Genomic DNA, 23,267 nt, shown 5'->3' with positions numbered 1-23,267 from the left:
CAATTCTCTTTGGCTCAGGGCGGATGCGCAGCGCAGCGGCCCCGGTACCATCAGGCACCGGGGACCGCTGCGTCCCCTCCCGGACCACCCCAGTTGCTGCCAGGCGCGGGGGTGGTCCGGTCTCGGTATGAGGTTGTGAAGCGCGGCCCCTCGCTCGGGAGGGGAGCCCCCGGGATGGTCCGAGGAGCCGCGCCCCTTGTGGCCGGAGTGGTCAGACTCCGGCCAGTGCCCGGGCCGCCTTCCACTCCCGATCGCGTGGGAGCAGACAGGGGAGACAGCCCGGAGGTCTCTACGTCGTGCCGTCGAGGTCGAAGCGGCACCACACGGTCTTGCCGCCCGGTCCCTTCGGCGACCACCACACCGCGTCAGCCAGCCGCTGAACGATCAGCAGCCCGCGCCCACGGTCCGGCAACAGCGCCTCTCCGAAGTCGCCAGCCAGCTCCGGCGAAACGAACTCACCCACCGGTAGATCAGGCGGAGTCGAGTCCTCATCAGCGACACCGATGAACAGCCATCCAGGCCAGGCCCTCACCAGCACGTCGATCCGCCGTGCGGCACCGGGCCGCGTCAGGCAGTCGTCCGGCACCGCGTGGTGCACGACGTTGCCGACCAGCTCCGACACGACGAGCCGGGCATCATCGACCATGTGGCCAAGCCCCCAGTCCTGGAGGCAGCCCCCGACCATGGTGCGCGCGGCGCACACGGTGCTGGTGGACTCGTCGAAGAGCGTCATCGCTCGGAAGTGACCCGACGAGGGATCTTGCGCCGCTTCACGCGGCGAGACCGCCCGAGGGGTGTTCGCTTTGTGTGTGCTCTGCCGAGCATCCATTGCGTCCCCTGCCGACATTCGGCGGGCTCTGTTGCCCGTCGCTCCGTGCCGAACAGTGAACGGCGCGAGCCGCGCCACCGGGAGCGTTCACTAGGGGGTTCACATGAACACCGGCAAAGGCAAAGGGGGTTCGTAAGTGAACCCCCCTGGGTTCACGAGCTGTGACACGATGGACGCTCGTCGCCATTCTCGGGTTGGCAGGGGAGCATGGACCGAGAACCGAACGCGCAGTTGATCTCCCTCATGGCCGAGGCGGCAGTCTCGAACAAGGGGCTCGCCAAGCGGATGCGGGATCTCGCGCAACAACGCGGCATTGACCTGGGTACCACGCACGTCGCCGTCCAGCGTTGGCGGGACGGGGCAGGCATCCGGTCGCAGGCTGCCGGGGTTATGGCCGATGTCTTCAGTGCGAAGCTCGGCAGGCGGATCGCGCCCGGTGATCTCGGGTTGTTCGGCCAGGCCGAAGCGGGCTCACCGCAGCTTGTCGCTTACCCCGCCGCCTTATCCGAGGCTCTGTCCGTGCTGGACGGTCTCACTGAAGTGCAGCCCCAGAGTGCATTGAGTAGCGAACTGGTGATCCCAGACACAGATCTCAGCGCCGCTGTCCTGTCATGGATGATCGCCCGCCCCGATGGCGTACAGGCCGACAGACCCACCCCACACCGTGCCAGCATGCGCGACGTACACGCGATCCGCACCGCCACCGAAATGTTCATGCGCCTGGATTTCCAGTACGGCGGCGGCCACGGCCACAAAGCCTTACGACACTACTTCCGCGACGATGTGCTACCTCTACTCAATGCCAGCTACACGGAACGAGTAGGTAATGGCCTCTTCACTGTCGCTGCGGAGACTGCCGAGGTCATCGGGTGGATGGCCTACGACATCGGAAATCACGCGTTGGCAAGCCGCTACCTACTTTCCGCGCTACGGCTCACACAGGTCACCGGCGATCGAATGTTCGGGGCATCCATTCTCGCCAACCTAAGCCACCAGGCGAACTATCTTGGGCACACCTCCCGCGCCGTACAACTGGCCCGGTCCGCCGTCGAGGGAGCCAAGGGCAGCAGTGCTACGCCACGCGCCAAAGCCATGTACGCCGCTCACGAAGCCCGTGCACTGTCCAGCGCCCAAGACCTCACGGGCGCATCTCGCGCCATGAACGAGGCAGAACGCCACTTTGAAAAGGCCGATGTAGACGAAGACCCCGAATGGCTCGCCTACTTCAACGAAGCTGAACTGATCGGGGAGTTCTCTCACTGTTTCCGTGACCTCAAACGCCCTACCGAGTCTCTTCGGTTCGCCAAACAAGCCGTGGCCAAGACCGACCCGCAGTACGCGCGAACACTGGGTCTCTGCCGCATTGTGCTCGCACAGAGTCACCTGTTGAACGGCGATCTGGAGAACGCCATCGGGACAGCCAGTCAGGCAGTTGAGGAAGGTGAATCACTACAGTCGGCCCGCTTCCTACGGTACGTGACCGATTTCCAGGGAGAGATCAGCACCCACGCAGGAACGCCGGTCGTGGCCCGTTTCAATGAGCAGGTCGCCGAGGCAGTGGCCAGCTTGGATGAGTGAGCAACCCGTCTCTCAATATGGGAGCCAGTGGCGCGGAACATCATCATCACGTAGCGACGCAATCCGTCGGCCAACCTCCTGCGCCACGTCTTCCCCCTCGGACACGTTCTGCATGAGCCACGTGGTCATCTTGAATTCCTGGATCGCGCACAGCGTCACGAAGCCTGGCCATTCCCTCAGGTCACGTCCGTAGGCGCCCACGAAGTCGGCGTACTGCTCCTCCGTCACCCACCCGAGACGGTGGTATTCGTGCGCGGCCACCTCAAGGTCCCACTCGGGATGATCAACGCAGAAGTTCTCCAAGTCGATCAGGTGCACAATCCCGCTCCTGTCGACTATGAGGTTGTCGGTGTGCGCGTCGCCGTGCACGGGCCCCAGCGGCGAACCAAACCGCAGCTCCGCCAGACGCCCCTTCAGTTCCTGCCCCCGCTTGCGAAGAAACTCAAGGTCGTCCTCCGATATCCCCGCGGCCCGCTCAAGCCGCAAGTCCGAGAGCCCGAAGGCGCTGTACCGAGGCAGCTCCAGGCCGTCAGGCAACGTCAACGTGTGCAGATCACGCAAGACCGCACCCAACTCCCCATACGTGGCCGCCCTGCCCTCTTCGACGATCAGATGCCAGAAGGTCACCGGATGCCCGTCGACCATCAAGGGCTGTTCGAGATCCTCAACGACACGAGCCGCCGGAAACCTCTCGTCCGCCAGCCAACGCGACACGGCTACTTCTTTGCGAGCCGCTGGCAGGTACTCAACCGACCGCGCGATACGCACGATCACCGGCACTGATGAGAGCCGAAACAGAGCGTTCTCCCCGAGCCGGATCAACTTCGCGCCTCTGTCATCGAGCCCCGCCGCCCGGCACGCGGCAGCCATCACCCGCGTAGCCACCGCCGACGTGAACCCCTGTTCCGAACCCCGAGCAGCGTCAACCGCCATGCCCGTACCAGCTCCCCTAGTAGCGCGCGATCAACCGGCACGCGCCTACGGGTGACCAACCCGACGCACACCGGACACGACCCGACCGTACCGAGGATTCGCTGCGCGGGTCGAGGCCAGGGCGCACGGGAATGGCCTCATGCAGCCCTCTGACCAGCGCTTCAGTGGCCGAGCGCCCGCTCGGACGTCATACAGCCAGAAATAGCTTGCAGACCGGGATTGACCCAGGCCATCACGATGCCGCTGTTCTTCGGCTCCAACGCCCTCTATCCGGTCGCCGTCATGCCCGGCTGGCTCCAGGCCATCAGCAAGGTCAACCCGCTGAGCTACCAGGTGGACGCGCTGCGCGGCCTGCTCCTCGGTACGCACGCCCACTTGGCCCTCGACTACGGAGTCCTCGTCCTGGCCGCGACCCTCGGCATCCTGTCCGCCTCCTCGCTGCTGGGCCGCCTGGCCCGCTGAACTCGGCCGGGCCCGCCCGGCGTTCGCCGCCGAGTCACGGCTCCGGCGAGGGCTGCGGCCCGAGGTCAACGCGACATAACTTGACCGGATGGAGAGGGATTCGGGCCTGGGAGCCTCATAGGCTGTGTGCGCTTGATCACCTGAACCACTTGATCATCCGAGTCACCGTCGCACCGGAGGAGTCAACGTGACGCCACGCCCGCAGCAGGCCCTTGGACGCACCACCGTCCGTCGTCGAGAGACCGTCGCCGCCGTGGTGCCCGTCGCCGTCGCGGCGCTGCTCGTCGCGGCGGGGCCGGCGTCGGCCGGAACGGTGGGCGGGGCCGGCGCGGGGGACCCGTACTTTCCCCTCTCGGGCAACGGCGGCTACGACGTCCAGCACTACAACCTGACCCTCGGCTACGACCCCCGGACCCGCCACCTCGACGGCAAGGCCGTCATCACCGCCCGGGCCACCGAGCGGCTGACCCGCTTCGACCTCGACCTCAAGGGACTGAAGGTCACCGGCGTCACCGTCGACCACGCCAAGGCGTCCTACCGCCGTGACGGACAGGAACTGGTGATCACCCCCCGTCACTCGCTGCGCAGGAACCAGGAATTCGGGGTCACCGTCACCTACTCGGGCAAGCCCGCTCCGGTCACCGACCCCGACGGCTCCCCGGACGGGTGGATCCCCACCGACGACGGCGCGTTCGTGGCCGGCGAACCGCAGGGCGCCATGACGTGGTTCCCCGCGAACAGCCACCCTGAGGACAAGGCCTCGTACGACTTCACGATCACCGTCCCGAAGGGCCACACCGCCGTCGCCAACGGAGTCCTGCGGGGACAGACGACCGCCCACGGCCGTACGACCTTCCGATGGCGGCAGTCCGAGCCGATGGCGGCCTACCTCGCCACGGCGACGGTCGGAAAGTTCGAGGTCGAGCAGTACACGACAGCCGACGGCCTCAAGGTCTACAACGCCGTCGACCCGCGTGAGGCGACCGCCGCGGCGCCCGTACTGAAGAAACTGCCGTCCGTTCTGGCGTGGGAGAGCGGTGTCTTCGGCCCCTATCCCTTCCGCGCCGCCGGGTCCATCGTGGACCGGGCTCCGCAGGTCGGGTACGCGCTGGAGACCCAGACCCGTCCCGTGTACGACTCGGCGCCGGATCTGAGCACCCTCGTGCACGAAAGCGCCCACCAGTGGTTCGGGGACTCCGTCACCCTCACCGCCTGGAAGGACATCTGGCTCAACGAGGGTTTCGCGACGTACGCGGAGTGGCTGTACGCCGAGCAGCACGGGGGGAGGACCGCGCAGCGGACCTTCGACGCGCTGTACGCCCGTCCGGCCGGTGACAACCTGTGGGCGTTCCCGCCCGCCGATCCGGGGAGTGGGGCGCACATCTTCGACACTCCTGTGTACTCGCGCGGGGCGATGGCTCTGCAGAAGCTGCGTACGGCTGTCGGTGACAAGACGTTCTTCCGCATCCTGCGTGCGTGGGCCACCGATCAGCGGGGTGGTCATGGCACGACCGCCCAGTTCGTCTGCCTCTCCGAGCGGCTGTCCGGCAAGGATCTCGACGCGTTGTTCCACACGTGGATCGGCACCGCGGGCAAACCCACCTCCCCCTGACGCCTTTCCTCGCCCCCGCCGCCCCTACCCTCCCCCAAGCTCTCGGCTTCGCTCGAGCAGGGGGGACCCCCATCATCCTCAACCTGGGGGCTCCGCCCCCAGACCCCCGTTCGGCCTGAACGGCCTCGTCCTCAAACGCCGGACGGGCTGAGTGGTGCGGGCCGACCCGAGGCTTTTAGGGGCGCGGGGAGCCGTGCGAGCGGCCTCGTCGTCCGTCTGTGGTGGTGGTTCAGGCGGGGCGGAGCCAGAGGGTGGTGAGTGGGGGGAGGGTGAGGCGGAGGCTGGTGGGGCGGCCGTGGGCGGGGTGGGGTTCGGGTTTGAGGGGGTGGGGGTTGTGGATGTTGCTGCCGCCGTAGCGGGTGTGGTCGGTGTTGAGGGTTTCGTGCCAGGCGGGGATGTCTTCGGGGATGCCGAGGCGGTAGTCGTGGCGGACGGCGGGGGAGAAGTGGCAGACGGCGAGCAGTGGTGTGCCGTCGGCGTCGTGGCGGAGGAAGGCGAGGACGTTGTCGTCGGCGGCGTCGGAGGCGATCCAGGTGAAGCCGGTGGGGTCGGTGTCGCGTTGCCAGAGGGCGGGTTCGTGGCGGTAGGCGGTGTTGAGGTCGCGGACGAGGTCGCGTATGCCGCGGTGGTCGGGTTCGGCGGGGTAGGCGGGGTCGAGGAGCCACCAGTCGGGGCCGTGGGTTTCGGACCATTCGGCGCCCTGGGCGAATTCCTGGCCCATGAAGAGGAGTTGTTTGCCGGGGTGGGCCCACATGAAGCCGAGGTAGGCGCGCAGGGTGGCGCGTTGCTGCCACCAGTCGCCGGGCATTTTGGAGACGAGTGAGCGTTTGCCGTGGACGACTTCGTCGTGGGAGATGGGCAGGACGTAGTTCTCGCTGTAGGCGTACACCATGGAGAACGTCATCTCGTGGTGGTGGTACTTGCGGTGCACCGGATCATGGGCGATGTACTCCAGCGAGTCGTGCATCCAGCCCATGTTCCACTTCAGCCCGAACCCCAGCCCGCCGTCCGAGGTCGACCGTGTGACGCCGTCCCAGGCGGTGGATTCCTCGGCGATGGTGAGGACGCCGGGGATGCGGCGGTAGACGGTGGCGTTCATTTCCTGGAGGAAGGCGACGGCGTCGAGGTTTTCCCGGCCGCCGTGTTCGTTGGGGGTCCACTGTCCGGGTTCTCGTGAGTAGTCGAGGTAGAGCATGGAGGCGACGGCGTCGACGCGGAGTCCGTCGATGTGGAATTCCTCGCACCAGTAGACGGCGTTGGCGACGAGGAAGTTGCGTACTTCGCGTCGGCCGAAGTCGAATTCGAGGGTGCCCCAGTCGGGGTGGGCGGCGCGTTGGGGGTCGGCGTGTTCGTAGAGGGGGCGTCCGTCGAATTCGGCCAGGGCCCAGTCGTCGCGGGGGAAGTGGGCGGGGACCCAGTCCATGAGGACGCCGATTTTGGCTTGGTGGAGGGCGTCGACGAGGTGTTTGAAGTCGTCGGGGGTGCCGAGTCGTGCGGTGGGGGCGTAGAAGCCGGTGACCTGGTATCCCCAGGAGCCGCCGAAGGGGTGTTCGGCGACCGGCATCAGTTCGACGTGGGTGAAGCCGAGGTCCGAGACGTAGGCGGGGAGCTGCTCGGCCAGTTGGCGGTAGGTGAGGCCGGGCCGCCAGGACGCCAGGTGGACCTCGTACACGGACATGGGTGCCTCGTGCGCCGGACGGACCCCCCTGCCCGCCATCCACTCCCCGTCCGCCCACACATGGGACGACTCCGTCACGATCGAAGCGGTCGCCGGAGGCACCTCGGTGCGCCGGGCCATCGGGTCGGCGCGCATCGTGTGCGTACCGTCGGGCCGGGTGATGTCGAACTTGTAGGGCGTTCCGGCGCCGACACCGGGCAGGAACAGTTCCCAGACCCCGGTCGAACCGAGTGAGCGCATGGGGTACGCGGTGCCGTCCCAGTGGCAGAAGCCCCCGCAGACCCTGACCCCCTGGGCGTTCGGCGCCCAGACCGTGAAGCGGGTGCCGGCCACGCCCTGGTGGGTCATGGGGTGCGCCCCCAGGGCCCGCCACAGCTCCTCGTGGCGGCCCTCGCCGATCAGATGCAGGTCGAGTTCGCCGAGCGCGGGCAGGAAACGGTACGGGTCCTGCACCTCGCGCTCGTCGCCCGCGTACGTCACCGACAGTACGTACTCGGGGATGGTGTCGCGCGGCAGGACGCCCGAGAAGAGGCCGTCGCCGACCGACCGCAGCTCCGTGCGCAGGCCGTCCACCACGACCGCGACGGCCTGGGCGAACGGACGCAGCACCCAAAAGACGATGCCGCCCGGCACCGGGTGCGCGCCGAGCAGCGCGTGCGGATCGTGGTGGGCGCCCGCCAGCAGGCGCGCTCGGTCGGTCGCGTCCATCGAAGCTGCCGGCCTCGCGCCAACGGCGGTGGTGGGAACGGCCACGGCTTCAGCCTCCTCAAGGGGAAGGGGTGGGGCGTATCAAGGGCTGAGAGTCTCAAAAGCGATCGATACGGTTATCGACACGGTTGTCGGTGGGGTGATCGGTACGGTGTTCGGCGCGCTGCCTGACGCGGTGCTCGGTGCGGCGTTCCGCGAGGCCCTCGGCGAGGCGCCCGACCGCCGCCATCGGAACCGGCAGCCAGTCGGGCCGGTGTCTCGCCTCGTACAGCACCTCGTACACGGCCCTGTCCGTCTCGTACGCGCGCAGCAGCTCGGGTTCCGCGCGCGGGTCCCACGCCGCCGCGGTGGCGTAGCCCACGCAGTAGGCCTCCCGGCAGGCCTCTGCCCACTCCGGGCGCCAGGGGTGACGGGACCGCGCGGCGTAGTCGAAGGAGCGCAGCATGCCCGCGACATCGCGTACGGGGGACTGGAGGCGTCGGCGCTCGGCGAGCGGACGGGCGGGCTCGCCCTCGAAGTCGATGACGGACCACTGCCGCCCGGCCCGCAGCACCTGCCCCAGATGGAGGTCGCCGTGGATCCGCTGCGCCGGACGGGTCGCCGCGTCGAGCGCGGCGAGCGCGTCGAAGGCCGACCGCAGTCCGGTTGCGTACGGCCGGAGTTCGGGCACCGAGCGGGCGGTGGCGTCGAGACGCTCGTGCATCGCGGCCGCAAGTCGCCCGTGCTGCAGCGGACTTGGCGCTCGCACGGGAAACGCCGCCGCGAGCGCGAGATGTATCTCGGCGGTGGCCCGGCCCAGTTCGTACGCCTCGTCGGTGAACTCCCCTTCCGAGGTGAGGGATTGGAGTGCCAGGGTCCAGCCGTCGGTGGCGTCGCGCAGGTACGGCTGGAGCACTCCGAGCGTCGCCTCCCGCGGCTGTGAGGTGCCGAACCACGCCGCGGGGGCCGGTACGCGGGTGCAGCCCTGCCGGGCCAGCGCCCAGGGCACCTCCAAGTCCGGGTTGATGCCCGCCTGGATACGCCGGAAGACCTTCAGGATGAAGGAATCCCCGTACACGAGTGAGGAGTTCGACTGCTCGGTGTCCAGGAGCCGGGGGGTGAGGCCGCCGGGGACCGTCACCCGTGCGTCCCGCTCGAAGAGCAAGGGCCCCGCCGTTCCGGGAGTACGCAGCCGCTCCAGGAGGAGTCCTGTGGCCTTCGGGTCGTGCAGCGCGTCGTACACGTTCAGGTCGGCCAGGGGGCCCGCGCTCACCCGGCCGATGAAGGCGGGGGCGAGACGGGGCGGCAGGATCTCCCGAGCGCCGAGCAGGAGTTGGTAGCAGTCGTCCGGCGGGGTATTGCCGGGGCCGCCGCGGGGCGGGCGGCGGAGGTGTTCGGTGCGTATCAGGAGATGCAGGCAGCCCGGGTACAACTCGGTCGACGACACCACGCTCAGACCGGTGACGGGCCGCCCCTTGCCCGCGAACCAGCGTTGCCGCGGCAGCCACTCCCGCAGCAGTTCCGCGAGCGAGGTGAGCAGCGCGGCGGGGGCGTGGCTGCCCGGACGGTGCGACGCGGTCTTCGGCATGGCGACACGTCCTTTCGAGGGGCAAGCGTTCTTCGGCTCGCCAGGCGAGCGGGCTTCGGCGGGTGCGGGATCAAGATCGTCTTGCGGTGCCGGGGGCGAGCGCGCGGCGGAGCCGGAACCAGTAGAAGCCGTGGCCCGCGAGGGTGAGCAGGTAGGGCAGTTCGCCGATGGCGGGGAAGCGTACTCCGCCGATCAGTTCGACCGGGTGGCGGCCGTTGAAGGCCCGCAGGTCCAGTTCGGTGGGCTGGGCGAAGCGCGAGAAGTTGTGCACGCAGAGCACGAGATCATCCTTGTACTCGCGCAGGAAGGCGATGACGGCCGGGTTGGAGGACTGCAGTTCGGTGTAGGAGCCGAGGCCGAAGGCCTTGTTCTGTTTGCGGATCTCGATCATGCGGCGGGTCCAGTGGAGCAGGGACGAGGGCGAGGACATGGAGGCCTCGACGTTCGTGACCTGGTAGCCGTAGACGGGGTCCATGATCGTGGGCAGGAACAGGCGGCCGGGGTCGGAGGAGGAGAAGCCGGCGTTGCGGTCGGGTGTCCATTGCATCGGGGTGCGGACCGCGTCCCGGTCGCCGAGCCAGATGTTGTCGCCCATGCCGATCTCGTCGCCGTAGTAGAGGATCGGCGATCCGGGCAGCGACAGGAGCAGGGCGGTGAAGAGTTCGATCTGGTTGCGGTCGTTGTCGAGGAGCGGGGCCAGCCGCCTCCTGATCCCGATGTTGGCGCGCATGCGGGGGTCTTTGGCGTACTCCGCGTACATGTAGTCGCGTTCGTCGTCGGTGACCATTTCGAGGGTGAGCTCGTCGTGGTTGCGCAGGAAGATGCCCCATTGGCAGCCGGAGGGGATCGCGGGGGTCTTGGAGAGGATTTCCGAGACGGGGTAGCGGGATTCGCGTCGTACGGCCATGAAGATGCGGGGCATGACGGGGAAGTGGAAGGCCATGTGGCACTCGTCGCCGCCGGAGGGGAAGTCGCCGAAGTAGTCGACGACGTCCTCGGGCCACTGGTTCGCCTCCGCCAGCAGCACCGTGTCCGGGTAGTGCGTGTCGATCTCCTTGCGCACCCGCTTCAGGAACTCATGGGTGGCGGGGAGGTTCTCGCAGTCGGTTCCTTCGACCTGGTAGAGATAGGGCACCGCGTCGAGACGGAAGCCGTCGATTCCGAGGTCGAGCCAGAAGCGGAGGGCCGCGAGAATCTCCTCCTGCACGGCCGGGTTCTCGTAGTTGAGGTCCGGCTGGTGGGAGAAGAAGCGGTGCCAGAAGTACTGTTTGCGGACCGGGTCGAAGGTCCAGTTGGAGGCCTCGGTGTCGACGAAGATGATCCGGGCGTCCTCGTACTGTTTGTCGTCGTCGGCCCAGACGTAGTAGTCGCCGTAGGGTCCGTCGGGATTCGACCGGGATTCCTGGAACCACGGGTGCTGGTCGCTGGTGTGGTTCATGACGAAGTCGATGATGACGCGCATGCCGCGCTGGTGGGCGGCGTCGACGAATTCGACGAAGTCGGCGAGGTCACCGAATTCGGGCAGGACGGCGGTGTAGTCGGAGACGTCGTAGCCGCCGTCCCGCAGGGGGGATTTGAAGAACGGCGGCAGCCACAGGCAGTCGATGCCCAGCCATTGCAGGTAGTCGAGTTTCGCGGTGAGGCCCTTGAGGTCGCCGATGCCGTCGCCGTTGCTGTCCTGGAAGGAGCGGACCAGGACTTCGTAGAAGACGGCGCGTTTGAACCAGTCGGGGTCGCGGTCCCTGGCCGGGGTGTCCTCGAAAGTGTCCGGGACGGGCTCGTTGACGATCATGTGGTGGGTGACCCTCCGATCTGCGGTGCGGGGGCGACGGCGAGCACATGTGCACCGCCCGGCCCCAGTCGCACGAAGCTGGCCTTGCCCCAGTTGTAGGTCTCGCCGGTGAGCTCGTCGCGTACCGGCACGGACTCGTGCCAGTCCAGGCCGAGTTGCGGCATGTCCAACGAGACCGTCGCCTCCTGGGTGTGGTGCGGGTCGAGGTTCGCCACCACCACGACCGTGTCCTCGCCCGAACGCTTGCTGTACGCGATCAGGGCATCGTTGTCGGTCCGGTGGAAGCGGAGGTTGCGCAGCCCGTGCAGGGCCTTGTGGCTCCGTCTGATCCGGTTCAGTTCCGTGATCAGCGGAGCGATCGTCCTGCCCTCCCGTGCCGCGGACTCCCAGTCACGCGGACGCAGTTGGTACTTCTCGGAGTTCAGGTACTCCTCGCTGTCCGGTCCGGCCGGAGTGTTCTCGCACAACTCGTAGCCGGCGTAGATCCCCCAGGCGGGCGAGAGGGTGGCGGCAAGGACGGCCCGCACTTCGAAGGCGGGCCGGCCGCCCCGCTGGAGGTGGCCCGGCAGGATGTCCGGCGTGTTCACGAAGAGGTTGGGCCGCATGAAAGGAGCTGTTTCACCTGACAGTTCGGTGAGGTAGTCGGTCAGCTCCTCCTTGGTGTTGCGCCAGGTGAAGTGCGTGTACGACTGCTGGAAGCCGACCGCGCCGAGCGTACGCATGATCGCGGGCCGGGTGAACGCCTCGGCCAGGAAGATGACGTCCGGATCGGTGCGGTTGATGTCCGCGATCACCTGCTCCCAGAAGACCACCGGCTTGGTGTGCGGGTTGTCGACCCGGAAGATCCGTACGCCGTGGCTCATCCAGTACCGCAGCACCCGCAGCGTCTCCTGGACCAGTCCCGGCATGTCCTGGTCGAAGGCGATCGGGTAGATGTCCTGGTACTTCTTCGGCGGGTTCTCCGCGTACGCGATCGTCCCGTCCGTCCGGTGGTGGAACCACTCCGGATGCTTCTCCACCCACGGATGGTCCGGCGAGCACTGGAGCGCGAAGTCGAGGGCGACTTCGAGGCGCAGGTCCGCTGCCCGGCGTATGAACGCGTCGAAGTCGTCGATCGTGCCGAGGTCCGGGTGGATCGCGTCGTGCCCGCCCGCCGGGGAACCGATCGCCCACGGCACGCCGACGTCGTACGGGCCCGCCGACAGACTGTTGTCGGGGCCCTTGCGGTAGGTGGTCCCGATGGGGTGGATCGGCGGCAGATAGACCACGTCGAAGCCCATGTCCGCGATGGCGGGCAGACGTTCGGCGGCGCTGCGGAACGTGCCGTGCACCGGCGGATCGAGCTGCCCGCTCTCCGAGCGCGGGAAGAACTCGTACCAGGAGCCGTACAGCGCCCGCTCGCGCTCCACGAGCAGGGGCAACGGCAGCGAGCGGGAGACCCGTTCGCGCAGCGGGTGGTCCGCGAGAACGGCGGTCACCTCCGGAGTCAGGGCGGCCGCGAGACGGTCGGCCGACGGCCGGGAGTCGTCGCGCAGGGTGTTCGCCACGGCCTCCACCACCGCTCGGCCGGCCGGGTCCGGTATTCCGGCCGCGGCACGCTCGTGCAGTGCGGCGCCCTCTTCCAGGACCAGTCCGGTGTCGATCCCGGCCGGGACCTTGATCCCGGCGGCGTGGCGCCAGGCGGTCAGCGGGTCGCTCCAGGCCTCCACCAGGTACGTCCAGTGCCCCATGGCTTCCGGCGTGACCTCGGCGCCCCAGCGGTCGGTGCCGGGGGCGAGTTCACGCATCGGGGTCCACGGGCCGGGGCGGCCCTCCGGATCCCGCAGGACGACGTTCGCGCCGACCACGTCGTGGCCCTCGCCGAAGGCGGTGGCGGTGACCTGGAAGGTCTCTCCGCAGACCGCCTTCGCGGGGCGCCGGCCGCACTCGACGACGGGGCGGACGTCCACGATCGGGATGCGGTTGAGAGGAGTGCGGTCGAGAGGGGCGCGGTCTGGAGGGGCACCGCCGAGGGGGACGCCGTCGAGAGGGACGGAGTCGAGGGGGACGCGGTCGAGAGGGACGGAGTCGATCGGGATGTGGTCGGGACGGATGGGGTCGATCGGGATGTGGTCGACCGGGACGCGGTGCGGAGCGCTGTCGCCGCGTGCGCTGCCGTCGATCTGCATGGGGGCCATCGGGCCACGGCCGTCGGCCGGGTGTGCGTCCATACGTTTCACCTCCGCCGTCCTCGACCCCCGCCTACCGGTTCACCACCGCACTGAGCTGTCACTGCGTCGAACTGTCCTGCTTCACCGAACTGTCCTGCTTCACCGAGCTGTTCTGCTCCACCGAACCGTCCTGCCCACCGAAGCTGTTCTGCTTCACCGAACTGTCACTGTGCTGAACTGTCCCACCGCACCGCGATGTCCTCGCCGTCGGCCCGGCTCACGGGCACCTGCCGGCCCGACGGCTCGCTCCTCGGACCTGAGCGCCCCGCGCTCCCCGCGGGTCACCGCGCAGATAGTGCTCGGCGGCGTCCACGGCCTCCCGCGCGCAGCGTTTCCCCATCAGCACGCACAGGGTGTACCCGATGTTCTCGAAGTTGCCCCGCACCGCGTCGTCGGCGGGGGCCACGAGCAGCAGGCGTTCCCAGGCCCGGTATTGCTCCAGATGCCTGGCGACCTCGGCTTTGGCGGGCAGCAGCATGGGGCTGGTCACCTTCCCACTCTCTCGACCGCGCACGGTTCACCCGGCTGGTGCCGGACGGTTGCGCACGGAGGGGAACCGACCCGCTACGGACGGCACCCTCACTCATGGTGCCTGCGTGCCAACCGAGCGTCTTGTTGGAAATTCAACTACACGGGGCAGATCTTCTCCCGAATCTCCTCATGGGTCTCTTCGTGGCTCTCGTGTTGCACGAATGGAGTAGCACTCTCACTCTGGTACTGACTCAGAAGCGACCAGCGCTCACGCTTTGTGTTCGGGGCTCGGCCCATGGAGGGCGAGGAGGAGCGGAGCTTCGCCGTGAGGAGCCAATGACGATGAAAGCTGCAGTGCCCTGCTACTACCACCTCGATGTCGAGGTCACCCCGGAACGGGTCGGACAGATCCGGCGCATTCTGGGGGCCCATCTCCGGTACTGGGATCTGGAGACCCTCGTCGATTCCGTCTGCCACTGCGCGGAAGCGCTGCTGCACACGATCGACCAGCACGCGGCGGACAAGAACACCACCATCGAGATGTGGTGGAACGGTTCGCACCTCATCACCGCCGTTTCCGACAATGATCAGGATCTCCGCCCGCACAACGCTCCCCAGGGCTGCCTGGCGCAGATCGCCGCGCTCAGTGACGGCTGGGGCTGCTGTGCCACCGGCGCCGGTGGCAAGATCATCTGGTTCTCCTGGCGGGCCCGCGCCGCCGAGCGCGCCCCGCTGGTCCCGACCGGGCCCATGCCCAGCCTGCGGGAGGCGCTCCAGACGCCTCGACAGGTGGCCCTGCCGGTGCCCGCCTTCGCCGGACCGCGGGAGGATACCGAGGCCGTGATCGCCGTACGGTGATCAGGTGCGCACCTGGACCGGGCGCCCCTATCCACTGGGCGCCGCATACGACGGCGAAGGCACCAACTTCGCCCTGTTCACCGAAGTCGCCGAACGGGTCGACCTCGTCCTCCTCGATGACGCGGGCGCCTCACGCACGGTCACCATGACCGAGGTCGACGGCTTCGTGTGGCACTGCTATCTGCCCGATGTCGGGCCGGGGCAGCGCTACGGCTACCGGGTCCACGGTCCGTGGAACCCGGCGGCCGGGCACCGGTGCAATCCGGCGAAGCTGCTCCTGGATCCGTACGCGCGGGCGGTCGACGGCGAGATCGACCACGACGAATCGCTCTTCGAGCGGACACCCGGCGCTCCCGCTCCCGCCGGCAGCGCCGCGCACACCATGCTCGGCGTGGTCACCGACCCGGCCTTCGACTGGGGCGACGACCGTCCGCCCCGGCGGCCGTACGCCGAGACGGTGATCTACGAGGCGCATGTACGCGGCCTCACCCGCACCCACCCGGACGTCCCCGCCGAACTGCGCGGCACCTACGCGGGCCTGGCCCATCCGGCGGTCGTCGGGCATCTGACCGGGCTCGGCGTGACCGCGGTCGAACTGATGCCGGTGCACCAGTTCGTGCAGGACGGCTTTCTGCGGGAGCGCGGTCTGTCCAACTACTGGGGCTACAACACGATCGGCTTCTTCGCGCCGCACCACGCCTACGCGGCGCACGGCACCCGGGGTGAGCAGGTCACCGAGTTCAAGTCGATGGTGAAGGCGCTGCACGCGGCGGGCCTCGAAGTGATCCTCGACGTCGTCTACAACCACACCGCCGAGGGCAACGAGAACGGGCCCACGCTCTCCTTCCGCGGCATCGACAACGCCTCGTACTACCGTCTGGTGGAGGGCGACCCGGCCCACTACTACGACACCACCGGCACCGGGAACAGCCTGCTGATGCGGCATCCGAACGTGCTGCAGCTGATCATGGACTCACTGCGGTACTGGGTCACGGAGATGCACGTCGACGGGTTCCGTTTCGATCTCGCGGCCACGCTGGCCCGGCAGTTGGACGAGGTGGACCGGCTGTCGGCGTTCTTCGACCTGATCCAGCAGGACCCGGTGGTCGGACGCGTGAAACTCATCGCCGAGCCGTGGGACCTCGGCGACGGCGGCTATCAGGTCGGCAACTTCCCGCCCCAGTGGTCGGAGTGGAACGGCAAGTACCGGGATTCCGTACGGGACTTCTGGCGCTCCGGCGACCGTACCCTCGGCGAGTTCGCCTCCCGGCTGACCGGTTCCTCGGACCTGTACCAGCACGACCGGCGCCGACCGCGCGCCAGCATCAACTTCGTCACCGCGCACGACGGATTCACCCTGCGCGACCTGGTCTCGTACAACGACAAGCACAACGAGGCCAACGGCGAGGGCAACCGGGACGGGGAGAACACCAACCGCTCCTGGAACTGCGGCGTCGAAGGCCCCACCGACGACGAAGGCGTCCTCGAACTCCGTGCCCGCCAGCAGCGCAACTTCCTCGCCACCCTGCTGCTGTCCCAGGGCATCCCCATGCTCGCCCACGGCGACGAACTCGGCCGTACCCAGCGGGGCAACAACAACGCCTACTGCCAGGACAACGAAGTCTCCTGGATCGACTGGGCCGTGCGCGACGAGCAGCGCGAACTGGTCGAGTTCACCCGGCGCGCCATCGCGCTGCGCGCCGCCCACCCCGTACTGCGGCGCCGCCGCTTCTTCCTCGGCGACACCGCCACGCACGCGCACCAGCCGCTGCCCGACCTGATGTGGCTCAGGCCCGACGCCCGCGAGATGACGGAGGAGGACTGGCGGCGTCCCGACGCCCACGCCGTCGCCGTCTTCCTCAACGGCGACGCGATCGCCGAGCCCGGTCCGTACGGCGAGCCGGTGGCCGACGACTCCTTTCTGCTCCTCCTGAACAGCTACTGGGAGCCGATCGACTTCCGCCTTCCGGACGCCGCCTACGGCGAACGATGGACGGCGCGCATCGACACCGCCGATCCGGCCGGCCTCGCGGACGAGGCGGAGCGCAAGGCCGACACGGATGTCCGGGTCGAGGCCCGCAGCCTCGTCCTGCTGTCCCGGCCGCACCGAACCGCGGAGGGGAGCGCCGCCGGCGAGCGGTGAAGCCGTCGGCCGAGGGGCCCCGGGAAGCCGGACCAGAACAGGCGCGTCGCACCCTGCGGAGGGAGACTGGAGCAGAGGCCCCGGACACGGGTGCCCGGAACCGGTCCCCAGCACGGGGAGGCGCATGCCCATGTCCATCACACCGGCACAGGCGGCGCGACAGGAACTGGCCGGATTCAAGGGGCAGCTGATCGGACCCGGCGACTCCGAGTACGACGAGGCCCGTACCGTCTACAACGCGATGATCGACCGGCGGCCCGCCCTGGTGGCGAGGTGCACCAGCCCCGAGGACGTCTCCTACGTCATCGGTTTCGCCCGCGACCACGGGCTCCCGCTCGCCGTGCGAGGCGGAGGCCATCACGGCGCGGGCCTGGGGGTCTGCGACGATGGTGTCGTCCTCGACCTCTCACCGCTCAAGGACATCGAGGTCGACCCGAAGGCCCGCACGGTACGGGTCGGCGGCGGCTGTGTGTGGAGCGAGGTCGACCGTGCCACCCACGAGCACGGCCTGGCCACACCCGCGGGCATCATCTCCACGACGGGGGTCGGCGGCCTCACCCTGGGCGGCGGCGTCGGGCACCTCACCCGCACGTGCGGGCTGACCGTCGACAACCTCCTGGAGGCCGACCTCGTCCTGGCGAACGGCGAGCACGTGCGCGCGAGCGGCACGGAGAACACCGACCTGTACTGGGCGATCCGCGGGGGCGGCGGCAACTTCGGAGTCGTCACCTCGTTCCTGTTCCGGCTGCACGAGGTGAGCACGGTCGTCGCGGGTCCCACCTTCTGGCCCGTCGAACTCGGCGCCGAAGTCCTCACCGTCTACCGCGACTTCATCCCGAACGCCCCGCGCGAGCTGAACGCCTTCTTCCTGTTCGGCTCCGTCCCGCCCGGCCCGCCGTTCCCCGAGGAGATCCAGCTGCGCAAGGTCTGCGGGGTCGTCTGGTGCCGCGTCGGAGACGACACGGAGGCGGCGGCCGGGGAGATGGCACCCCTCCTCGACGCCGTGCCCGAGCCGCTGCTGCACGGAGCAGCGCCAATGTCCCACCCCACGCTCCAGGCCGCGTTCGACGGTGCCTATCCGCCCGGCGACCAGTGGTACTGGCGCGCGGACTTCGTCGACGAGATCCCCGACGAGGCGGTCGAGGCGCACTCCAGGTACAGCGCCGAACTGCCGACCTGGAAATCGACGATGCACATGTACCCGATCGACGGCGCCGTCCACGACCACGCACCGACGGACACCGCCTGGAGCTACCGCGACGCCCGCTGGGCGTCCGTGTACGCGGGCGTCGACTCCGACCCGGCCCATGCCGAACTCGTCAAGCGGTGGAGCGTCGACTACTTCGACGCGCTGCACCCGTACTCCGCGGGCGGGGCCTACGTGAACATGATGATGGACGAGGGCCAGGAGCGTGTACGGGCCAGCTACCGCGACAACTACGACCGGCTGGCCCGTATCAAGGCCGACCGCGACCCGGACAACCTGTTCCGCCTCAACCAGAACATCGAACCGGCGTCGCACACCTGATCACGACTTGAGGGCCACCCCGCCGTGGACGTCCGTGTACTCCGGCGTGGTGCCGGGCTCCGGGCGCCACATGGGGCAGGACACGATGCCGGGCTCCACCAGTTCGAGACCCTCGTAGTACGCGGAGATCTGGTCGAAGCTGCGCAGTACGTACGGGACGGCGCCGGTGTCGTCGTAGCCCTGCTGGGCCTGCTTGAGCGCGGCATCGGTGTCGGTGCTGTCGTAGTGCACGAAGTAGCTGCCGGAGGGCAGGGCGGCCTGCAGGGTGCGGACGATCGACTTGGCCTCCTCGTAGTCCTGGATGTGACCGAGGATGCCCATGAGCATCAGGGCGACGGGCTGGTCGAAGTCCAGGATCCTGCTCGCCGCCTCGACGATCTTCTCGGGCTCGTGCAGGTCCGCGTCGATGTAGTTGGTGACGCCCTCGGGGGTGCTGGTCAGCAGCGCCTGGGCGTGGCGCAGCACCAGGGGGTCGTTGTCGACGTAGACGATCCGCGACTCGGGGGCCACCCGCTGGGCGACCTGGTGGGTGTTGTCGTACGAGGGCAGGCCGGTGCCGATGTCCAGGAACTGGCGGATGCCGAGCTCGCCGGCCACGAAGGTCACCGTCCGGATCAGGTACTCCCGGGAGGCGCGGGCCATGGTCTCGATGTTCGGCGCGACCTTGCGGTAGGCGTCGCCCGCGACCCGGTCGACCTCGTAGTTGTCCTTTCCGCCCATCCAGTAGTTCCAGATGCGGGCCGAGTGCGGCACCGTGGTGTCGATCTTGGACAGTGCCTCTTGGTCGGGGGTGGGCCGGCCGTCTGCCATGGAATGTCTCCTGCCTGCGTCACGGGGTCTGTCAGTAACCTACCGTCAACTGCCTTTTGTATCGCCCGAGTTGAGGGTGGGTGCAGGCGGGGCCACGGATCGGGGGGCTGATGTCGTCGGCGTCGAGGGTCACCACGGGGACATGCTGGGCCAGGGTGCGCAGCGCCCGCTCGTATGCGTCGACCGCTTCGGTGTCGTCCGTCCCGCCGGTGACGTGGACGAGGGCGCCGTCGCGTTCCGCCACCGCTTCGGCGAAGTCGAGGGCCTGGATCCATGTCACCCGGGAGCGCCCGCGGCGCAGCGGTCCGTAGACCAGTTCGTGGACGAGGCTGCCGTCGACGGCCAGTCGGCCCGGTGCGGCGAGCAGTTCGCGGTACGGCTGGGTGGGGTCCACATGGTGAAGGGGCCCCCGGCAGCGCCGGATCAGGAATCCGTGCCGGGCCAGCTCGGCGATCAATGTACTTCTGCTGATCCCGTCGGGACCTTCGACGACCAGGGTCCGGCACTGGGTGAGAGCCTGGTCGAGGATCATCCCCGCACCTCGGAACGGGGATCCGCCTCGGGCCGAGGACCCACCGTGGAACAAGGACCGGTGCGCATACCGCTCCCTCCGGGACGACCGATTCCCTCAGTGTGAACGGACAACCCGCACAGCGGGAGAAGGCGTGCGGGTTGTCCGGTTGTGCGGGCGTAGTGGTGCGGCTCCGGTGGGTGCCCGAGCGACGGGTGACTCTCCCGGGGCTCGGGCGGTCTTCCCGCGCTTCAGACGGCTCTCTCGCGCGCCTCAGGCGACCAGGAAGTCGGCCTGACCGGACTTGGCGCCTTCCAGGAACGAGATCATCTCGTCCCGGCTGTAGACCAGCGCGGGCCCGTCCGGGTCCTTTGACTGGCGAAAGGCCACGCTGCCGTCGGGCAGCCGCTTGGCCTCGACACAACTCCCCCCGTTCGTACCGCTCCAGGGCTTCTCCCAGCCCTCGGAGCCCAGGTCGACGGCCGGCATGCCGCTGTAGATGGGGCCCTTGGATCCCATGGATCACAACTCCTTACGCAGTTCACCCAGGATGGCCCTGGTCCGAGCGACCGGTTCCGCCTGCACGGACATCCGGTCCAGTACTTCGAGATAGGTGACGACGTCGGCGGGCCGGTCGACGTAGACCGCGCCGGCAAGACTTTCGGTGTAGATGACGTCGGGCAGTTCGGAGAAGCCGAAGCGGAAGTGGTGGAACGGGCCGAAGGCACCGGGGTGTGCCCCCACCCCGAAGCGCATGACCTGGATCCTGACCTTCGGCATGTCCAGGACCTCGTGCAGCCGGTCGATCTGGGCCCGCATCACCTCGGCCCCGCCCACCGGGCGGCGCAGCACCGTCTCGTCCAGGATGGCCCAGACAGCGGGCGCGTCCGGCTTGGCGAGCAGATCCTGCCGCCTGGTCCGCAGGGCGACGCGGCGGGCGATGTCCTCCTTCGACTCGTTGGGGAAGCCGACCCGCATCAGCGCGGTGGCGTAGTCGTTGGTCTGCAACAGGCCGGGGACGTAGTGGGGTTCGTAGAGGCGGATGACGCTGGCTTCGCTCTCCAGGCTCACGTAGGCGCTGAACCACTCGGGCAGCACGTCGCGGTACTTGTACCACCAGCCCGGCTGGTTCGCCTCCCTGGCCAGGGCGAGGAAGTCGTCTATCTCCTTCGTCGGGACCCCGTAGGTGTGCAGCAACTCCCTTACGTAGGGGATCCGAAGACCGACCTCGGCCTTTTCGATCCGGCGGACCGTCAGCGGAGTGACCTCGATCGCCCGTGCCGCCTCCTCGAACGACACTCCGGCCTGCTCGCGCAGTTGTCGCAACCGCTTGCCGAGAACCATCCGCAGGACCGTGGGTGCACTGCCGCCAGAGCGGTTGTCACTCACGTCCTACCTCCCGGTATGGCTGTATCACAGCGTGCAGTGTGCCACGGGGGCGTTGACAGAGACAGGGCGATGCGGATCGTTCTGAAATTATCAGAACGCTGGTTGCGTGTTGAGCCTGTCGGCCACCATAGTGATCGAGTGACCTGTCGCACAGTCAGAGGCGACGAGCGCTCAACTGTGCTCTGCCGTAGCGAGATTACGTACCGGCAGGTACGGGCGCAGCCGTACGGACCGTGATGCGAGACCTGGGTGGCCACCGTGAGCGACGGACAATCAAGGAGCACGGGCAAGGGCCCCACCGGGGCCAACACAGCGCTGGCGGCCGCGCTCAAGGACGCGGGCTGCTCCTACGCCTCCCTCGCCCTCAGGGTCAACGAACTGGGCCGCCGCCAAGGTACGGACTCCAACTACGACAAGGCCTCGGTCACCCGCTGGCTCCAGGGCCAGCAACCCCGGGGTACCACACCGGAGTTGATCGCCGCCGTGCTGTCCGAGCGGCTCGGGCGCGCCGTCTCGCCCGCCGTCCTCGGCTTCCACTCCGATCAGCAGCGCCCGGTCGCGGGCCGGGCGCTCGTCTATGGCGCGGACGTCGCCGAAACCCTGCACACCCTGGCCGAACTGGGGTTCACCGACATCTCCCGGCGCAGCCTGCTCGGCACCGTCCCCTTCGTCGCCGCCGCGCTGACGAACCCTCAACGCGAGTGGCTGCTGTGGCTGTTGGAACAGGAGGGCTGCCGTCCGACGCCGGTGGCGAACGGCGGGCCGGTCGAGCAGGTGCACGCGATGATCGCCATGTTCGACCAGATGGACAACCACTACGGCGGCGGCGGGGTGCGCACCAGCATCGTGCACTACCTGTCCACCGAGGTCGTGCCCATGCTGCAGCGGCGCGGCACACCGCCGCAGCTGCAGCGCCAGTTGTACGCGGCTGCCGCGCGCCTCGCCGCGATGGCCGGCTGGAGCTCGTACGACGCGGGGGAGTACGGGCTCGCGCAGCGGTACATGACCCAGGGGTTACGGCTGTGCGCCGAGGGCCGTGACCGGGTGCTGGGCGGTCAGATCCTCGCCGGGCTCTCCCATCTGGCCACCAACCTGGGCCGTCCCGACGAGGGGGTGGCCCTGGCCCGGGCCGGAGTCGCCACCGCGAAGGGAGCGGGCAGCCCGCTCGGACTGATGCGCCTGTACGCCATGTCGGCGCGCGGGCACGCCGCCCAGGGACACTCGTGCGAGGCCTCCGAGGCGCTGCGCCTCGCGGAACAGCAACTGGACGTGAGCCGGGGCGCCGACCAGGAGTCCGTCTGGGTGCGTTATCTCGACCACCACTATCTGCAGGCCGAGGCCGCGCTGTGCTTCCGTGACCTCGGGCTCGCCGGGCAGGCCGAGCGCACGGCGAGCGAGTCGCTGAGCGCCAACGCCGACCGGCGCAGGCGCCAGGCCATCAGCCGCTCCGTCCTCGCGACCGCGCATCTCCAGCAGGACCGGCTCGACGAGGCCGTCGGCACCGCCACCGAAGCGCTCGACACCCTCAGTACCGTGCACAGCGAGCGGTCGATCCAGGCCCTGCGCGACTTCCGCCGACGGCTGGAGCCGCGCCGCGACGAACCCCTTGTGCAGGAGTTCGAACTCAGGTCCCGAGCGGTGCTCGGGGCGGTGGCGTGACGGGGAGGGAAGCGGGTGACTTAACCCCGCCGACCGGCGACGCAAGAGCCGCACGAACCCATGGAGGAACTTTCCACACGCGGTCCCGGACCCACGCGGGGCAAGACCACATGACGGGGAGGCGGACTGCCCCCGAGGCGAGAGCGGTTCCGGGAGCAGAGAACTACCGGGGAGGGAAGCACTACCCGGGAGGGGCGCCCTACCCGGGAGGGGCGCAGCCCGCGGGAGGAGCGCAGCTCCCGGGCCGGACAGAGCCTCCGGGGCGGAAACAGCCCCTGGGACCGGAAGAGCCCCTGGGGCGGGAGCGGTCTCCGGCGCGGGAAGAGCCCTTGGGACGGGAAGAGCATCCGGGGCGGGAAGATTCCCCAGGCCGGGAGGAGTCCCTGGGGCGGGGGCAGTCTCTGTGGCGGGAAGGTCCCCCGGGGCGGGAGGAGTCCTTGGGGCGGGAAGGGTACCTGGGCCGGGAGGAGTCGCTGGGGTGGGAGCAGTTTCTGCGGCGGGAGGAGCCCGCGGGGCGGGGGCAGCGCCC

17 protein-coding genes and 1 pseudogene are annotated in these 23,267 nt (G+C 68.7%); 7 read left to right on the top strand and 11 right to left on the bottom strand.

Annotation, left to right across the window (positions count from 1 at the left end; translation table 11 throughout):
• Positions 1-289: 289 nt before the first annotated feature.
• A complete protein-coding gene (locus tag RV986_RS03230) occupies positions 290-829 on the bottom strand; it encodes an ATP-binding protein (RefSeq protein ID WP_475915920.1) in 540 nt (179 codons plus the stop codon).
• A gap of 207 nt (positions 830-1,036) precedes the next feature.
• On the opposite strand from RV986_RS03230, the gene RV986_RS03225 reads away from it, so the two are divergent.
• Positions 1,037-2,407, top strand: a complete 1,371-nt coding sequence (locus RV986_RS03225) for a sporulation protein (protein WP_475915919.1) — start codon at positions 1,037-1,039, stop codon at positions 2,405-2,407.
• A 12-nt stretch (positions 2,408-2,419) separates the two neighbouring features.
• On the opposite strand, the gene RV986_RS03220 is transcribed toward RV986_RS03225, so the two are convergent.
• Positions 2,420-3,340, bottom strand: a complete 921-nt coding sequence (locus tag RV986_RS03220) for a phosphotransferase enzyme family protein (RefSeq protein ID WP_475915918.1) — start codon at positions 3,338-3,340, stop codon at positions 2,420-2,422.
• A gap of 216 nt (positions 3,341-3,556) precedes the next feature.
• Here RV986_RS03220 and RV986_RS03215 point away from each other — a divergent pair.
• Positions 3,557-3,802: pseudogene (locus tag RV986_RS03215) on the top strand (ABC transporter permease); the annotation flags it as partial.
• 187 nt (positions 3,803-3,989) lie between these two features.
• Positions 3,990-5,414 carry a M1 family metallopeptidase gene (locus tag RV986_RS03210; RefSeq protein WP_475915917.1) on the top strand — a complete coding sequence of 475 codons (1,425 nt, stop codon included), beginning with the start codon at positions 3,990-3,992 and terminating at the stop codon, positions 5,412-5,414.
• A 229-nt stretch (positions 5,415-5,643) separates the two neighbouring features.
• Here RV986_RS03210 and glgB read toward each other — a convergent pair whose 3' ends face one another.
• The 5 genes from glgB to RV986_RS03185 all read right to left on the bottom strand — a co-directional run bounded on the left by glgB (position 5,644) and on the right by RV986_RS03185 (position 13,847).
• Positions 5,644-7,800, bottom strand: a complete 2,157-nt coding sequence (gene glgB / locus RV986_RS03205) for a 1,4-alpha-glucan branching enzyme (RefSeq protein WP_475915916.1) — start codon at positions 7,798-7,800, stop codon at positions 5,644-5,646.
• 97 nt (positions 7,801-7,897) lie between these two features.
• Complete coding sequence (locus tag RV986_RS03200; RefSeq protein ID WP_475915915.1) at positions 7,898-9,367, bottom strand: maltokinase N-terminal cap-like domain-containing protein; 1,470 nt, start codon at positions 9,365-9,367, stop codon at positions 7,898-7,900.
• Between the two features lie 70 nt (positions 9,368-9,437).
• Positions 9,438-11,159 carry a maltose alpha-D-glucosyltransferase gene (gene treS, locus RV986_RS03195; RefSeq protein WP_475915914.1) on the bottom strand — a complete coding sequence of 574 codons (1,722 nt, stop codon included), beginning with the start codon at positions 11,157-11,159 and terminating at the stop codon, positions 9,438-9,440.
• Complete coding sequence (locus tag RV986_RS03190) at positions 11,156-13,369, bottom strand: alpha-1,4-glucan--maltose-1-phosphate maltosyltransferase (RefSeq protein WP_475915913.1); 2,214 nt, start codon at positions 13,367-13,369, stop codon at positions 11,156-11,158. The genes treS and RV986_RS03190 overlap by 4 nt, the downstream gene beginning before the upstream one ends.
• Before the next feature lie 217 nt (positions 13,370-13,586).
• Complete coding sequence (locus tag RV986_RS03185) at positions 13,587-13,847, bottom strand: DUF5133 domain-containing protein (protein ID WP_475924167.1); 261 nt, start codon at positions 13,845-13,847, stop codon at positions 13,587-13,589.
• 335 nt (positions 13,848-14,182) lie between these two features.
• On the opposite strand from RV986_RS03185, the gene RV986_RS03180 reads away from it, so the two are divergent.
• The 3 genes from RV986_RS03180 to RV986_RS03170 all read left to right on the top strand — a co-directional run bounded on the left by RV986_RS03180 (position 14,183) and on the right by RV986_RS03170 (position 18,369).
• The gene (locus RV986_RS03180) at positions 14,183-14,698 is read left to right on the top strand and encodes a pep a2 (RefSeq protein WP_475915912.1); all 516 of its coding nucleotides are present in this window, start codon (positions 14,183-14,185) and stop codon (positions 14,696-14,698) included.
• A 4-nt stretch (positions 14,699-14,702) separates the two neighbouring features.
• Positions 14,703-16,841 carry a glycogen debranching protein GlgX gene (gene glgX, locus RV986_RS03175; protein WP_475915911.1) on the top strand — a complete coding sequence of 713 codons (2,139 nt, stop codon included), beginning with the start codon at positions 14,703-14,705 and terminating at the stop codon, positions 16,839-16,841.
• Positions 16,842-16,971: 130 nt separating this feature from the next.
• The gene (locus tag RV986_RS03170) at positions 16,972-18,369 is read left to right on the top strand and encodes an FAD-binding oxidoreductase (protein WP_475915910.1); all 1,398 of its coding nucleotides are present in this window, start codon (positions 16,972-16,974) and stop codon (positions 18,367-18,369) included.
• Here RV986_RS03170 and RV986_RS03165 read toward each other — a convergent pair whose 3' ends face one another.
• The 4 genes from RV986_RS03165 to RV986_RS03150 form a co-directional block, all read right to left on the bottom strand.
• Positions 18,370-19,179, bottom strand: coding sequence for an SAM-dependent methyltransferase (locus tag RV986_RS03165; RefSeq protein WP_475915909.1), 810 nt, complete (start codon positions 19,177-19,179; stop codon positions 18,370-18,372).
• A gap of 31 nt (positions 19,180-19,210) precedes the next feature.
• On the bottom strand, positions 19,211-19,711 hold the full coding sequence (locus RV986_RS03160; RefSeq protein WP_475915908.1) for a hypothetical protein: 501 nt from the start codon (positions 19,709-19,711) through the stop codon (positions 19,211-19,213).
• Between the two features lie 252 nt (positions 19,712-19,963).
• A complete protein-coding gene (locus tag RV986_RS03155; protein WP_475915907.1) occupies positions 19,964-20,209 on the bottom strand; it encodes a DUF397 domain-containing protein in 246 nt (81 codons plus the stop codon).
• Between the two features lie 3 nt (positions 20,210-20,212).
• Complete coding sequence (locus tag RV986_RS03150) at positions 20,213-21,034, bottom strand: helix-turn-helix domain-containing protein (RefSeq protein ID WP_475924166.1); 822 nt, start codon at positions 21,032-21,034, stop codon at positions 20,213-20,215.
• A gap of 294 nt (positions 21,035-21,328) precedes the next feature.
• Between RV986_RS03150 and RV986_RS03145 the strand changes: the two genes are divergently transcribed.
• On the top strand, positions 21,329-22,738 hold the full coding sequence (locus RV986_RS03145; RefSeq protein ID WP_475915906.1) for a hypothetical protein: 1,410 nt from the start codon (positions 21,329-21,331) through the stop codon (positions 22,736-22,738).
• Positions 22,739-23,267: the final 529 nt, after the last annotated feature.

It is taken from the genome of Streptomyces sp. RLA012, from assembly GCF_056270325.1.
Note: the sequence above shows the minus strand (reverse complement) of the source record. Positions and strands in the feature narration are given on the sequence as shown.

Bases quoted from the DNA above. Each gene is read 5' to 3' on its own strand.
- RV986_RS03230 (WP_475915920.1), bottom strand. From the start codon at position 829: ATGGATGCTCGGCAGAGCACACACAAAGCGAACACCCCTCGGGCGGTC.
- RV986_RS03225 (WP_475915919.1), top strand. From the start codon at position 1,037: ATGGACCGAGAACCGAACGCGCAGTTGATCTCCCTCATGGCCGAGGCG.
- RV986_RS03220 (WP_475915918.1), bottom strand. From the start codon at position 3,340: ATGGCGGTTGACGCTGCTCGGGGTTCGGAACAGGGGTTCACGTCGGCG.
- glgB (WP_475915916.1), bottom strand. From the start codon at position 7,800: ATGGACGCGACCGACCGAGCGCGCCTGCTGGCGGGCGCCCACCACGAT.
- RV986_RS03200 (WP_475915915.1), bottom strand. From the start codon at position 9,367: ATGCCGAAGACCGCGTCGCACCGTCCGGGCAGCCACGCCCCCGCCGCG.
- treS (WP_475915914.1), bottom strand. From the start codon at position 11,159: ATGATCGTCAACGAGCCCGTCCCGGACACTTTCGAGGACACCCCGGCC.
- RV986_RS03190 (WP_475915913.1), bottom strand. From the start codon at position 13,369: ATGGACGCACACCCGGCCGACGGCCGTGGCCCGATGGCCCCCATGCAG.
- RV986_RS03185 (WP_475924167.1), bottom strand. From the start codon at position 13,847: ATGCTGCTGCCCGCCAAAGCCGAGGTCGCCAGGCATCTGGAGCAATAC.
- RV986_RS03180 (WP_475915912.1), top strand. From the start codon at position 14,183: ATGAAAGCTGCAGTGCCCTGCTACTACCACCTCGATGTCGAGGTCACC.
- RV986_RS03170 (WP_475915910.1), top strand. From the start codon at position 16,972: ATGTCCATCACACCGGCACAGGCGGCGCGACAGGAACTGGCCGGATTC.
- RV986_RS03165 (WP_475915909.1), bottom strand. From the start codon at position 19,179: ATGGCAGACGGCCGGCCCACCCCCGACCAAGAGGCACTGTCCAAGATC.
- RV986_RS03160 (WP_475915908.1), bottom strand. From the start codon at position 19,711: ATGATCCTCGACCAGGCTCTCACCCAGTGCCGGACCCTGGTCGTCGAA.
- RV986_RS03155 (WP_475915907.1), bottom strand. From the start codon at position 20,209: ATGGGATCCAAGGGCCCCATCTACAGCGGCATGCCGGCCGTCGACCTG.
- RV986_RS03150 (WP_475924166.1), bottom strand. From the start codon at position 21,034: ATGGTTCTCGGCAAGCGGTTGCGACAACTGCGCGAGCAGGCCGGAGTG.